This window comes from Bradyrhizobium sp. 159 (assembly GCF_023073795.1).
GTDB lineage: Bacteria > Pseudomonadota > Alphaproteobacteria > Rhizobiales > Xanthobacteraceae > Bradyrhizobium.
This window is the reverse complement of sequence record NZ_JADPKE010000042.1, coordinates 68934-82380: the sequence shown is the minus strand read 5'-3', so window position 1 is coordinate 82380 and position 13447 is coordinate 68934. Positions and strand designations below refer to the sequence as shown.

Annotated in this window: 7 protein-coding genes; 2 read left to right on the top strand and 5 right to left on the bottom strand. The window is 64.9% G+C overall.

The window, feature by feature from the left end; all coding sequences use genetic code 11:
* Positions 1-22: 22 nt before the first annotated feature.
* Positions 23-4756 (bottom strand): glutamate synthase large subunit, encoded by a 4734-nt coding sequence (gene gltB, locus IVA96_RS10945; RefSeq protein WP_247417129.1) that lies wholly within the window; start codon positions 4754-4756, stop codon positions 23-25.
* A gap of 472 nt (positions 4757-5228) precedes the next feature.
* Between gltB and IVA96_RS10940 the strand changes: the two genes are divergently transcribed.
* Positions 5229-6011 (top strand): hypothetical protein, encoded by a 783-nt coding sequence (locus tag IVA96_RS10940; RefSeq protein ID WP_247417126.1) that lies wholly within the window; start codon positions 5229-5231, stop codon positions 6009-6011.
* Between the two features lie 139 nt (positions 6012-6150).
* On the opposite strand, the gene IVA96_RS10935 is transcribed toward IVA96_RS10940, so the two are convergent.
* The gene (locus IVA96_RS10935; RefSeq protein ID WP_247417123.1) at positions 6151-6921 is read right to left on the bottom strand and encodes an alpha/beta hydrolase; all 771 of its coding nucleotides are present in this window, start codon (positions 6919-6921) and stop codon (positions 6151-6153) included.
* A gap of 306 nt (positions 6922-7227) precedes the next feature.
* Positions 7228-7695 carry an Hsp20 family protein gene (locus IVA96_RS10930; protein ID WP_247277687.1) on the bottom strand — a complete coding sequence of 156 codons (468 nt, stop codon included), beginning with the start codon at positions 7693-7695 and terminating at the stop codon, positions 7228-7230.
* Between the two features lie 206 nt (positions 7696-7901).
* On the opposite strand from IVA96_RS10930, the gene IVA96_RS10925 reads away from it, so the two are divergent.
* A complete protein-coding gene (locus tag IVA96_RS10925) occupies positions 7902-8849 on the top strand; it encodes an alpha/beta hydrolase (protein WP_247417119.1) in 948 nt (315 codons plus the stop codon).
* 92 nt (positions 8850-8941) lie between these two features.
* Here IVA96_RS10925 and IVA96_RS10920 read toward each other — a convergent pair whose 3' ends face one another.
* Together IVA96_RS10920 and IVA96_RS10915 are read right to left on the bottom strand one after the other, a co-directional pair.
* Entirely contained in the window at positions 8942-11644 is a 2703-nt protein-coding gene (locus IVA96_RS10920) for a di-heme-cytochrome C peroxidase (RefSeq protein ID WP_247417171.1), read from the bottom strand.
* Complete coding sequence (locus tag IVA96_RS10915; protein ID WP_247277684.1) at positions 11641-13437, bottom strand: tetratricopeptide repeat protein; 1797 nt, start codon at positions 13435-13437, stop codon at positions 11641-11643. Before IVA96_RS10915 ends, IVA96_RS10920 begins: the two co-directional genes overlap by 4 nt.
* Positions 13438-13447 lie beyond the last annotated feature (10 nt).

The following is a 13447-nucleotide window of genomic DNA, read 5'->3' as shown; positions in this document are numbered from 1 at the left end:
CTCCTCACCATGAGGTTATTCTCTACGCCCCGATTGCGATCTTCGGCTCGGCGTCAGCATTGGCGGCCATTTCGCGCAGCGCGCGCCGGTACTCGACCGGCATCACCTTGCGGAATTTAGGCAGCCATTCCTTCCAATTGGCAAGGATGTCGGCGGCGCGCTTGGAGCCGGTCGCTTTGGCATGGCGCGAGATCAGCACGTGCAGCCGCTCGACGTCGGAGGCGAGCAGGTTCTTGAACACGTCGACCCGGCCATGCGCCTCGAGGTCACCGGCGTGGTGATAGGTGCCGGCATTGATCAGCTCTTCCGACAGCACCGGCTCGAGCTCGACCATCGACAGATTGCACAGCCGGTCGAAATCGCCGGCCTCGTCCAGCACGTAGGCGATGCCGCCGGACATGCCCGCCGCGAAGTTGCGCCCGGTCTTGCCGAGCACGACCACGATGCCGCCGGTCATGTATTCGCAGCAATGATCGCCCGCGCCCTCGACCACCGCGACCGCACCCGAGTTGCGCACGGCAAAGCGCTCGCCGGCGATGCCGCGGAAGTAGCATTCGCCTTCGATCGCGCCGTACATCACGGTATTGCCGACGATGATGCTCTCTTCCGGCACGATCGCAGAGTTCCTCGGCGGCTTGACGATGATCTTGCCGCCCGAGAGGCCCTTGCCGACATAGTCGTTGGCCTCACCCTCGAGCTCGAAAGTGACGCCGTTGGCGAGCCAGGCGCCGAAGGCCTGTCCGGCAGTGCCCTTGAGGCTGACATGGATGGTGTCATGCGGCAGGCCGGCGTGGCCGTAGATCTTGGCGAGCGCACCCGACAGCATGGCGCCGGCGGAACGGTTGGTGCTGTTGATCGCGGCCTCGATCTTCACCGGCGCGCCGCGGTCGAGCGCAGGCGTCGCCTTCTCGATCAGCGTGCGGTCGAGCACGGCCTCCAGATGATGGTTCTGGCGCTCGGAATGATAGATCTTCTGGCCGTTCTCTTCCTTCTGCTTGACGAACAGCTTTGAGAAGTCGAGGCCCTTGGCCTTCCAGTGCGCGACCAGCTTGGTCTGGTCGAGCAGCTGCACCTGGCCGACCATCTCGTTGAAGGTGCGGAAGCCGAGCGAAGCCATGATCTCGCGGACTTCTTCCGCGACGAAGAAGAAGTAGTTGATCACGTGCTCGGGCTGGCCGGTAAAGCGCTTGCGCAGCACCGGATCCTGCGTCGCGACGCCGACCGGACAGGTGTTGAGGTGGCACTTGCGCATCATGATGCAGCCGGCCGCGATCAAGGGCGCGGTGGCGAAGCCGAACTCGTCGGCGCCCAGCAGCGCGCCGATCACGACGTCACGGCCGGTGCGGAAGCCGCCGTCGACCTGGACCACGATGCGGCTGCGCAGCCGCTCGCGCACCAGGGTCTGATGGGTCTCGGCGAGGCCGATCTCCCAGGGCGAGCCGGCGTGCTTGATCGACGTCAGCGGCGAGGCGCCAGTGCCGCCCTCGAAGCCCGCGATGGTGACATGGTCGGCGCGCGCCTTGGCGACGCCCGCGGCGACCGTGCCGACGCCGATCTCGGAGACGAGCTTGACCGAGACGTCGCCCGCCGGGTTGACGTTCTTGAGGTCGTAGATGAGCTGCGCCAGATCCTCGATCGAGTAGATGTCGTGGTGCGGCGGCGGCGAGATCAGGCCGACGCCCGGCGTCGAGTGCCGGACCCTGGCGATGGTCGCGTCGACCTTGTGACCGGGCAGCTGGCCGCCTTCGCCGGGCTTGGCGCCCTGTGCCATCTTGATCTGCATCATGTCGGAGTTGACGAGATACTCCGTGGTGACGCCGAAACGGCCCGAGGCGACCTGCTTGATCGCCGAGCGCATGGAATCGCCGTTCGGCATCGGCTTGAAGCGGTCGGCTTCCTCGCCGCCTTCACCGGTGTTCGACTTGCCGCCGATCCGGTTCATCGCGATCGCGAGCGTGGTATGGGCCTCGCGCGAGATCGAGCCGAAGCTCATCGCACCTGTTGCGAAACGCTTGACGATCTCCTTGGCCGGCTCGACCTGGTCGAGCGGCACCGGCTTGCGCTTCTCCTCCTCCGCGTTCTTGATCCGGAAGAGGCCGCGCAGCGTCAAAAGGCGCTCCGACTGCTCATTGAGGATTTTTGCGAAGGCGCGGTAGCGCTCCTGCGAATTGCCGCGGGCGGCGTGCTGGAGCAGCGACACTGACTCGGCGGTCCATGCATGGTCCTCGCCGCGGCTGCGATAGGCGTATTCGCCGCCGACGTCGAGCGCGGTCTTGTAGACCTGCGCCTCGCCGAACGCGTCGGCATGGCGGCGTACCGCTTCTTCGGCGATCTCGGAAAGACCGACGCCCTCGACGCGGGTGTGCGTGCCGGCGAAGAACTTTGCGACGAAGTCCGCCTTGAGGCCGACTGCGTCGAAAATCTGCGCGCCGCAATAGGACTGGTAGGTCGAGATGCCCATCTTGGACATCACCTTGAGCAGGCCCTTGCCGATCGACTTGATGTAGCGCTTGACGATCTCGTAGTCGTCGAGCGAGCCGGGCAGGCGGTCCTTCATCGCGATGATGGTCTCGAACGCGAGGTAAGGATTGATCGCTTCGGCGCCGTAGCCTGCAAGGCAGGCAAAGTGATGCACTTCGCGCGGCTCGCCGGATTCGACGACGAGGCCGACCGAGGTGCGCAAGCCGGTGCGGATCAGGTGGTGATGCACGGCGGCGCAGGCCAGCAGCGACGGGATCGGCACCCGGTCGGTGCCGACCATGCGGTCGGACAGGATGATGATGTTGACGCCCTCGCGCACCGCGCTCTCAGCGCGCGCGCAGAGCTCGTCGAGCACCTGATCCATGCCGGCCGCCCCGAGGCCAGCGTGGAATGTGGTGTCGAGCGTGCGCGACTTGAAGTGCGACTCGGCGACCTCGGAGATCGAGCGGATCTTTTCAAGGTCCGCGTCGGTCAGGATCGGCTGGCGCACTTCGAGGCGCTTGGTCGTGGCCATGCCTTGCAGATCGAACAGGTTCGGCCGGGGCCCGATGATTGAGACGAGGCTCATCACCAGCTCTTCGCGGATCGGGTCGATCGGCGGGTTGGTGACCTGCGCAAAGTTCTGCTTGAAGTAGGTGAACAGCGGCTTGGCCTTGTCCGACAGCGCCGAGATCGGCGTGTCGTTGCCCATCGAGCCCGCGGCTTCCTCGCCTGTGGCCGCCATCGGCGTCATCAGGATGGTGATGTCTTCCTGGCTGTAGCCGAACGCCTGCTGGCGATCGAGCAGCGACAGGTTGGAGCGCACGCCGGTGGTCGGCACCTTCGGCAACTCCTCCAGCACGATCTGGGTCCGCTCCAGCCACTCCTTGTAGGGATGGCTCTTGGCAAGCTCGGCCTTGATCTCGTCGTCGGGAATCAAGCGGCCTTGTTCGAGGTCGACCAGCAGCATCTTGCCCGGCTGCAAGCGCCACTTGGTGATGATCTGGTCCTCGGGGATCGTCAGCACGCCCATCTCGGACGCCATCACGATGCGGTCGTCTTTGGTCACCAGATAGCGCGCCGGCCGCAATCCGTTGCGGTCGAGCGTGGCGCCGATCTGGCGGCCGTCGGTGAAGGCGATCGCGGCGGGGCCATCCCACGGCTCCATCAGCGCGGCGTGATATTCGTAGAAGGCGCGGCGCTTCTCATCCATCAAGGGATTGCCGGCCCACGCCTCCGGAATCATCATCATGACGGCGTGCGGCAGTGAGTAGCCGCCCTGCACCAGGAATTCGAGCGCGTTGTCGAAGCAGGCGGTGTCCGACTGTCCCTCATAGGAGATCGGCCAGAGCCGGTTGATGTCCTTGCCGTAGAGCTCAGAGCTCACCGAGGCCTGGCGCGCCGCCATCCAGTTGACGTTGCCGCGCAGCGTGTTGATCTCGCCGTTATGCGCGATCATGCGATAGGGATGCGCCAGCGACCAGGCCGGGAAGGTGTTGGTCGAGAAGCGCTGGTGAACGAGTGCCAGCGCGCTCTCGAAGTCCTTCTCGTGCAAATCGGGATAGTACTTGCCGAGCTGGTCGGCGAGGAACATGCCCTTGTAGATCACAGTGCGGCAGGACATCGAGCAGGGGTAATAGCCCGCAAGTCCGCGGTCGCGGCGCTGGTAGATCGCCTGCGAGATCGACTTGCGCAGGATGTAGAGCCGGCGCTCGAATTCGTCCTCGGTCTTGGCGGTGCCGTTGCGGCCGATGAACACCTGCATGCAGGCCGGCTCGGTCGGCTTCACGGTGATGCCTAGCGAGGAATTGTCGGTCGGCACGTCGCGCCAGCCGAGCAGCGTCAGGCCCTCTTCCTTGATCTGGTCGGCGATGATGCTCTTGATGACGTTGCGCCAGGCGGTGTCGCGCGGCATGAACAGCGCGCCGATGGCATATTCGCCCGGATTCGGCAGCGCGAAGCCGAGCTCCTTCGCCTTGCGGCTGAAGAAGGCGTGCGGGATCTGCACCAGGATGCCGGCACCGTCACCGGCGCGCGGATCGGCGCCGACGGCGCCGCGATGCTCGAGGTTGCAGAGGATGCTCAGCGCGTCCGCGACGATCTCGTGCGACTTCTTGCCCTTGATGTTGGCGATGAAGCCGACGCCGCAGGAGTCCTTCTCCAGGCTCGGATCGTACAGGCCTTCGGCTTCAGGGCGCGAATTGTGTTCCTGAATCGGATCGGTCGTTTTCGAGGCGACCGTCGCCGACAGCTGTTCTGCCACGATGTTTGCGCGCCCGAATTGCGACCCGTTCATTGTCCTGTCCTCTCCATGCGGCAAGCTGCCTCACCGCCATCTTCGGCGCACCTTGGGCGTTCCGCGGCACCCGCCTCTGGGTCACCGCTCGTCCGCTAGCGAGCCGCATTTTCTTAAATTCAGGCCTAGGCGTTCTTCGTCCCCGAGAACGGCTTTGCCTGGTACCTTCCCGGCGCTCGAGAGCACCGCTTTCGCTGCAATCCCCATGCCGGGGACCGCAAGCAAAATTGAGACAGCTTTCCTGTCCTAACCATCACCTTGCCAAATTTTTGTCTAGCACACAAGCGCGCACAAGTCCCGATTCCCGAGGTGTCAATTCCCGCTTTCCGTAGGCCGGCAGCCCCGGTTTGATCCGGCCCCGCGGGCGCCGAAATCCCGAATGAAGCTTCGGATCAACCCTTCGGAAGGCGCGCCACGCCGCGCGAAGCGAAAGAGGGCCGCCGTCGGAGGGCCTGACAGGAGCGTCTCGACCATGAAGTTTTTCACAGGATGTGTGGCTGCCGCCGCGCTGGCGCTGGCCGCAAGTGCGGGGCATGCGCAGGCTCCTCCGAACGGTATCGGGAGAGGGGGCGTTATCGCAGTGTCGGATTTCGACGGACCCTATGCGCCGCCGGAGGCCGCGCCGCCACCGCCGCCGCGTTACGGCTATGGCTACGGCTCCGAGGGGCGCGGTCCGGCCCCGGTGCTGCTGCCGTCGACCGAGGTCTATGCGGTGCTGCGCGAAAACGGCTTCTCGCCGCTCGGCATCCCGCGCCTGCGCGGCAGCGTCTACACCATCGCAGTGATCGACCATCGCGGCGACGATGGCCGGCTGGTGATCGACGCCCGCGACGGACGGATCATCCGCTTCATGCGCGCCAGTGACGCCTACGGCATGGCGCCCGCCTATGACGAGCACGCGGTCGCGCCTTACGGCCCGCAAAGCGCGCTCCCGCCGCCGACGGTGATCCGCAGCGGCCCGCCGCGCCCGCCGGCTTCGATTCCGCATGTCGCCAGCCGCACGGTGCCGATGCCCAAGGCTGCCCCGCGGCGCGGGGCGACGCCGGTGGCCGCGGCGAAGCCGGCCGAACCCGCGCGGCAGGAGGCTCAGGCGCCGCCGCCGGTACAGGCACGGCCCGCGCAGCAGACCACTGCCGTGGCCGCAAAGCCTGCCGAGGCCGCTCCGCAGGCGGCCGTGCCAACCGTCGCTGAGGCCAAGCCGGCGCCGGCGATCTTGCCGACCCAGGAGATGCCGGCCGCACAGGGGCTGGATTAGCGAGCTGCCGCCTGACGCGACGGCCCGTCTTAAATTCCTCGGTGTCGTCCTGGCTTTCACCAGGACGCTGCGGAGAGATGTGGGCAAAAATGAAAGGCGCCCGACAATCCCGGGCGCCTTTGCATCAGGCCATCGTTCCTCAGCTCTGCCCATACCCCGCCGCGTTCAGGATCAGCTTCGCCACTTCCTTCGGATGCGACACCAGCGAGAGGTGCCCGGCATCGAGCTCGATCGTGGTGGCGTTCATGCGCTTGGCGAGGAAACGTTCGAGATCGGGATTGATGGTGTAGTCGTTCTTCGACACCGCGTACCAGGTACGTTTGCTGTGCCATGCAGCTTCCGTGGTGCGGCCGGCGAAGATTGAGGCTGCGGTTGGCCATTGCACCGCGTAGAGCTCCTTGGCCTGCTCCGGCTTCACGCCATTGGCGAAATATTTCAGGAAGGCGTCTTCCGAGAGTTTTGTGTAGCCGTCGCGCTCGACAATGCCTGCGCGGGCAGGTCCCGCCGGAAACTGCTTGGACAGCGCGACGAAATCCTCGTTCGCGTCGGGAGCACGTGCAGCGACATAGACGAGGCCGGTGACCTTCGGGTCAGTGCCGACCTGGCTGATCACGGTGCCGCCCCAGGAATGCGCCACCAGCACGGTCGGTCCGTCCTGTTCGGCCAGTACGCGCTTGGTCGCCTCGACCGAGTCCGCCAGCGACGACAGCGGATTCTGCACGCCGGTCACGTGCAGGCCTGCGGCCTGGAGGATCGGGATCACCTCCGACCAGCTCGAGCCGTCGGCCCAGGCGCCGTGCACCAGCACGACGTTGTTGGCTTTCACCGATTGCGGTGTCTGCGCGTCGGCAAGGCTGATGGGGGCCGCCAAAAGGCTCGCGGCGACGAAAAGGCTGCGCCAGAGTGTCATGATCGTTTTCCGTCTCGTTTTGGTTTCGATGACCATAGGACGGAGCGAGGGGTGGCCCCGTTACGCGACTTCACTGCTCTGTGATGCGGTGCAATAGCGGCACAGAAAACGGTGTCGTGGCGAAGGCCAGAACACATAGGTCATCGGCCGAAGTGAGGTGTTCGTGCCGGAGGCGAGTCTTCGCCAATCGTCTCGCTGGGGTGTGGGTCGTCGCCTTCGCCAGAACGACGGCGGGAGGCGTGATCACGAACGAAAAAAACGCCCCGGGGCACCGGGGCGTTCTCGCAACTTGGAAGTGACGTGCCTTTACGCGGCGGCTTGCGCGGAGCTCTCGATCACCTGCGCCTTCGGGGCGCTGGTGTTGATCGCGATCTGGCGCGGCTTCTTGGCCTCGGGAATCTCGCGTACGAGGTCGACGTGAAGCAGGCCATTCTCAAGTGAGGCGTCCTTCACCTGCACGAAGTCGGCAAGCTGGAAGGCGCGCTCGAAGGCACGCGCGGCGATGCCGCGGTAGAGCACTTCGGATTGCGAGTTCTCGTTGGCGACTTTCTCGCCCTTGATCGTCAGCGTGTTTTCCTTCGCGACGATGGAGAGCTCATCCTTGGCGAAGCCAGAGACCGCAACGGTGATGCGGTAGGCGTTCTCGCCGGTGCGCTCGATGTTGTAGGGGGGATAACCGGGGCTGCCGTCCGATGTTGCCTGGTCGAGCAGGCTGAAGAGGCGGTCGAAGCCGACGGTGGAACGATAGAACGGGGTGAGATCATAGCTACGCATGGTCAAGTCCTCCATAGAGCGACTGTTGGGTAACCCGCCCGCCAATCGGGCCGGGCTTTCGTCTGTGTGCAGCCTGATGTTCCGGTTCCGAAACACTGGTAGCGGCCTGCACGAAAATGATATGGGTGGAACGAGACGGCGTTCAAGAGGGCGGCATTTGCGCCTTTTCGGCGCTTTAGCCCCTTGATTTGCAGTACTTCCCGCCTATGACGCTGGTCTCGATCCCGTCCAATCCCGTCCCCGAAAACGTCGTCAGCGGCACCATCAAGACCCCCGATGGCGCCGAGTTGCGCTTTGCGCGCTGGGCGCCGCCGGCGGGCCGCAAGGGCACGGTCTGCGTCTTCACCGGGCGCAGCGAGCAGATCGAGAAATATTTCGAGACGGTCCGGGATTTGCGCGACCGCGGCTTTGCGGTGGCGATGATCGACTGGCGCGGACAGGGCCATTCCTCGCGCCGCCTGCGCGATCCGCGCAAGGGCTATGTGCGCGACTTCGCCGATTTCGAGGTCGACGTCGAGACCTTCATGCAGCAGGTGGTGTTGCCGGATTGCCCGCCGCCGTTCTTTGCGCTCGCCCATTCCATGGGCGGCACGGTGCTGCTGCGGGTCGCGCATGCCGGCAAGCGCTGGTTCGACCGCATGGTGCTGTCGGCGCCGATGATCGACCTGCCTGGCCGCACCACGTCGTTTCCGGCCCGCGCGCTCATAAAGACGATGCGCCTGTTCGGGCAGGGCAGCCGTTATGTCCCCGGCGGCAGCAGCCGCATCACCGGGCTCGATCCCTTCATCAACAATCCCTTGACCAGCGATCCCGTGCGCTATGCGCGCAATGTCGCGATCCTGGAGGAGGATCCGACGCTGGGGCTGGCGTCCCCGACGGTGGCCTGGGCCGACGCTGCCTTCAGCGCGATGCAAACCTTCAAGCGCGTGAAATATCCGTCAGAGATCCGCCAGCCAATCCTGATGCTGGCGGCCTCCAGCGACACCGTGGTCTCCACCGCTGCGATCGAGGAGTTCGCCTATCATTTGCGCGCCGGATCGCATCTCGTCATCGCGGGCTCGAAGCACGAGATACTCCAGGAGCAGGACCGTTACCGCTCCCAGTTCTGGGCCGCCTTCGACGCCTTCGTGCCGGGCACGCCGCTGTTCAAGTGAGAGCCTGGTTCCGCAAGAGTGGTGTGGACCTGCAGAGAATCCTCATTCTCCGTTATTGCGAGGAGCTCTTGCGACCAAGCAAATGGCGGTGCTCACAGCGTCTTCAAATACTCGATCAAATCGTAGCGCTCGGCATCGTCCTTGAACGCGCGGCCGATGACGCCGGGGCGCTTCGGATCGCCTTCCTTGCGCTCGAAGGAATGGCCGAGCACGCTGTTGCCCTGGATCGGCTTGCCGTCCGATCCCGTCGCAGAGAATTCCGTTTCGCCGGTCTTGCAACGCTCGTTGGCGGTGACTGCAAAACCGACGGTCTCGGGATCATAGTCGCGGCGGCCCATCCAGAATTTTTGCGGGCGCTCGCCCGCCGGCTTCAGCAACCAATACAGTGAAGGTACCGAACCGTTGTGCAGGTAAGGTGCGGTGGCCCAGATGCCGTTCAGTGGCCGCGCGCGATAGCGCGGATCAGGCGCCGGATTGAGACAGTTCTTGCGCGCGAGATTCCACAATTTCGCCCGCTCGGCCTCCGGCTTCTTCTCGTCGTCCATCCATTTGCGGGCGACGAGATCGACCACCGTCATCAGGCCGAGCGCATAGACCATCTCGTTGGGCGAGGTGCTTGCGGTCGGGATGTCGCATTGCCACCATTTCTGGAGATCGGCCGTGTTCACCTTCAGGAAGCCGGGCACATCGACGGTCCTCTTGCTGAGGACAAGGGACTGTTCGGGATCCGTCTTGATCTCGTTGAGGGGGATCGTCACCGCGTTCAGGACCTTGCTGTCGCCGCTCGGCTCCCAATGCTTCGATGACCAGAAGGCCGGGCTGTCGACGGCGGGCAGATGGCATCCGGAGCACATCTCGGTGTAGATCGCACGGCCGCGTTCGACGCGATCAGGCTTCAGCCTCCAGGCATCGCCGAGGATCTGCGAGGGCCATTTCGGCGCGAGCAGGCCGCCGAACTTCGGACCGGAGGAAGGATCGGCGGCCTTGAACGGATCGGGGCCTCTCAGCAAGTCCTCGATCCAGCCGAGTGTCGTGATGTTCACCGAGGAGCGCCACAGCCTGTCCTCTGGATAGGCATCGGACAGGTTAAGCAGGGCCGTCACGCCGAGGGCTTCGCCGGCGTTGCGGATCAGCGGCTGCTCGATCGAGGCGTCGTACTGGGCGAACTTGAACCACGGCACGGTCCAGATCGCGGGGTAGCTGACCGGCGCGTCCTGGGCGTGCAGGTTCTTCTCGAATCCCTTGACGCCGCTCAGAGCGAGATCTTGCGAAAAGACCTGATTGCCGATGCGGTTGAGGGCATCGAGCCGGCCGAACCCTTCCTCGGTATCCTTCTGCTGCTTGCCGTCCCAGGTTGTCTTGCCTTCGATCGTTTGTTGCTGGGTTTTTGCCCAATCGATCAGGAAGGTGCCGATCGTGCTGAGCTTCTGCTTGAGCGCGGCGCGGTCCGTCTTGCTGGCCTCAGCGCCGAGCACGCGGTCGGCGAAGCGCTGAAAGCGGAACGGAACGTGCAGCGTGTAGGCGATCGACAGGCCGGTCGCGAGCTCGAGCTTCTTCAGGTCGGTCATCGCCGGACCGCCGTCGAAGCGGACGTCGACGCCCTGATAATGGATCTGGCCGGTATGACAGGCCGCGCAGGTCAGCCCGATCTTATCCTCTTCGCGGCGGCCCGTCGCGGGATCGACGACACCGGTCATCCGCGCGAAGCCAACCGGCAGGCCGTCGACGTTCTCCGTCGGCGTCCATCTCGTCGACCAGTCCGACACCGGCGTCGTTTCGTAGACATTGGCGTAGCCGAACCGGCGCAGCGTCGCCGTGTCGGTCAGGATCGACTGCGGGCTCGGGATGAAGCCGAAGCGCTCGAGATAGGCGCTGTCCTTCATCATGCCCGGCTTCGAGAACAGATGAAGGCGCGGCTGCTCCAGCGCCACGAACCACTCATAGGGCACCGGGAAGGTCGCAGTGCCCTGGCTGGCATGGTGGAACCAGTGCCGGTCCTTCAACGACCAGTTTTGCTCAAGCCAATAGGCCGCTTTCGTCTCCGGCAGCTGCGGCAACGGTGGCGGCAGAAGATTCACGAGAATGCCCTTCTGCGGCAGCAAGGCGCGGACCTGGTTGGGGAATTCGGCGACCGCGACGAGGGCGAGGAGACCGAGACCGATCACGACCGCTGTGAGCGCGACCGTCCAACGAAAGCCGAGCTGGCAGGCCGACAGCAGCGGCTGCGACACGATCCGCTGGTTGATACGGTCCGGGAATTTGCGCTGCTCGAACAGCGTGCGCACGTCGGCCACGCTGAGATAACGCTCCTCGCCCTTCTTACCCTTGCCCATGATCTTCAGGAGGATGGGCCATTCGAACTTCATCAGCAGCGGGTCGTACCAGCGTGCGGCGCTGCCGGCGCGCTGAAGGTTGTCGTGCATGAAGGTCTTGATTTCGACGGCGTTGAGGCCAACCTCGCCGATGCCGGTGTTGGGATCGGTGTAGGTCCGGCCGAAGCTCGCGAGCCGCGCGATCTCGTCCTCGTTGACCTTGCCGTCAACGCCGAGGATGCGCGAGCCGGCGCCGCGCTTGTCGAGCGGACCGCCGCGCAACGCGTCGAGCTGCGCGCCCGACCAGATGGTCTTCAGGATGTGACTGATACCGTTGGCGATGAGCGCAACGCCGCGAACCTGGATGCGGGCCGATATCTTCTTCACCCCCGTCTCGCCGCTCGCATTCGCAATGGTCTGCGATAGCAACAAGAGCAGACGTGAGGCTGCCAATGGACTGCAATGGACCCGTGGCCCTGTCAGGACTCGGCGGCGCGCTTGAGGTCGCTCTGCACCAGGGTCAGCTTGCCGAGCGGCACGCCAGCCTTCAGCAGACCCTCGCGGTAATGGGCGATGTCCTCAGGCCGCTTCCAGTGGAAGTTGCGCAAGTGCCTGTCGACATTCAGGGTTGGATAGTTTGCCATCAGCACGCCGACGGCCTCGTTCGCCTCGCCGCTCCGTCCCATTTGGGCCAACGCCGCGGCGCGGATCGCCAGTGCCTGCATGTGGTTCGGGTTGATGTAGAGCTGCTCGCGCGCCCATGACAGGGTCGCATCATATTGGCGCAACAGATAGTGACTGAAGGCGTTCAGCGCCGCCCATTGGTAGCGCGGGTCGCTGTTGTCGCGCTGCGCCGCCATCGAGAACAGCTCGATCGCCTCGCGGTGTTCGCCGATGACGAAATGGCAGATGCCGAGCACGCCCCGCGCGCCGTTGTCGTAGGGGTTGAGTGCGACCGCGCGCTTGGCGGCGTCCATCGCGGCGTCGTAATGCCCCTCCATGGCGTGGGCCCAGGACAGGATCGAGAACGCGAAGGAGGAGCGCGGGTCCAGCCGGACGCTGGTCTCGGCGAGGTCCATCGCCTCGGCCCACATCTCGCGCGTGCCCTTGACCCAGCCGAACTGGATGCTCTGGATCTGGATCGTGCCGAGATAGGCATGCGCGATCGACAGTTTGGGGTCGAGCCTGATGGCCTCGCGGAACAGCTCGACCGCGACGGCCAAATCCTCCTTGGTCTGCCGGTAGTAGTGCGACAATCCCTTGAGAAAGCGGTCCCAGGCGCTCACGTCAGTCGACAGCCGCGCCGGCGCCGAGGCTTCGGCGCGGACGATCTCGGTGGCGATGGCGGCGGACAGGTTGGTGGTGATCTCGTCCTGCATCGCGAACAGGTCGCCAATGTCGCGGTCGTAGCGGCCGGTCCAGAGCTGCTCGCCGCTCTCCGGCGCGATCAGCTCGGCGGTGACGCGGATCTTGGCACCGGCACGCCGCACCGAGCCCTGGATCAGATAGGTGGCATCGATCTCGCGCGCGATCAGCCGCGTGCTGGTGTTCTTGCCCTTGAAGGCGAAAGTCGAGTTGCGGCTCAGCACGCGGTAGAAGGATTGCAGCGACAGCGCGTGGATCAAATCCTCAGTGAGCCCGTCGGAGAAATATTCGTCCTGGGCATCGCTGAGATTGGCGAAGGGCAGTACGCCGACGATCGCGGTGCGGTACTGCTGCGAAAGGGCGGAGGCCTCCCTCAGCTCGGGCGCGAGCGGCGGCGCGCCCTCGGGCGTCCAGGTCCAGACTCCGACCGCATCCTTGATGTTCTTGAATCGATGGTTGCCGGCGTCGGTGAGCGGCACGGTGAGATGCTTGCTCGCCTCGCGATAGGCCTTCGCCGAGATGGCGAAGCCGCCGGGGCTCGCCACCGATTCCAGGCGGACGGCAATGTTGACGTCGTCACCGAACACTTCGTCCTCGTCGGCGATGACGTCGCCCATGTGGATGCCGAGCCGGAACTGCATGGCGCGGTCGGCGGGCAGATGATGGTTCCGCTCCGCCATCAGCGTCTGCATCGCAATCGCCGCCTCGGTGGCGCCGACGATCGAGGGAAACTCGAGTAGGAAGCCGTCGCCGGTGTTCTTCACGACACGGCCGCCGTGATTGAGGATGATGGGGTGGATCGCGCTGCGATGGGCCTTGAAGGCAGCATGGGTGCCGGCCTCGTCGCTGCCCATCATGCGCGAATAGCCGGCGACATCGGCGCAGACAATGGCGGCCAGACGTCTTTCCATACCCCAGGAG

Coding starts and splice junctions, on each gene's coding strand:
- gltB (WP_247417129.1), bottom strand. CDS start 4,756: ATGAACGGGTCGCAATTCGGGCGCGCAAACATCGTGGCAGAACAGCTG.
- IVA96_RS10940 (WP_247417126.1), top strand. CDS start 5,229: ATGAAGTTTTTCACAGGATGTGTGGCTGCCGCCGCGCTGGCGCTGGCC.
- IVA96_RS10935 (WP_247417123.1), bottom strand. CDS start 6,921: ATGACACTCTGGCGCAGCCTTTTCGTCGCCGCGAGCCTTTTGGCGGCC.
- IVA96_RS10930 (WP_247277687.1), bottom strand. CDS start 7,695: ATGCGTAGCTATGATCTCACCCCGTTCTATCGTTCCACCGTCGGCTTC.
- IVA96_RS10925 (WP_247417119.1), top strand. CDS start 7,902: ATGACGCTGGTCTCGATCCCGTCCAATCCCGTCCCCGAAAACGTCGTC.
- IVA96_RS10915 (WP_247277684.1), bottom strand. CDS start 13,437: ATGGAAAGACGTCTGGCCGCCATTGTCTGCGCCGATGTCGCCGGCTAT.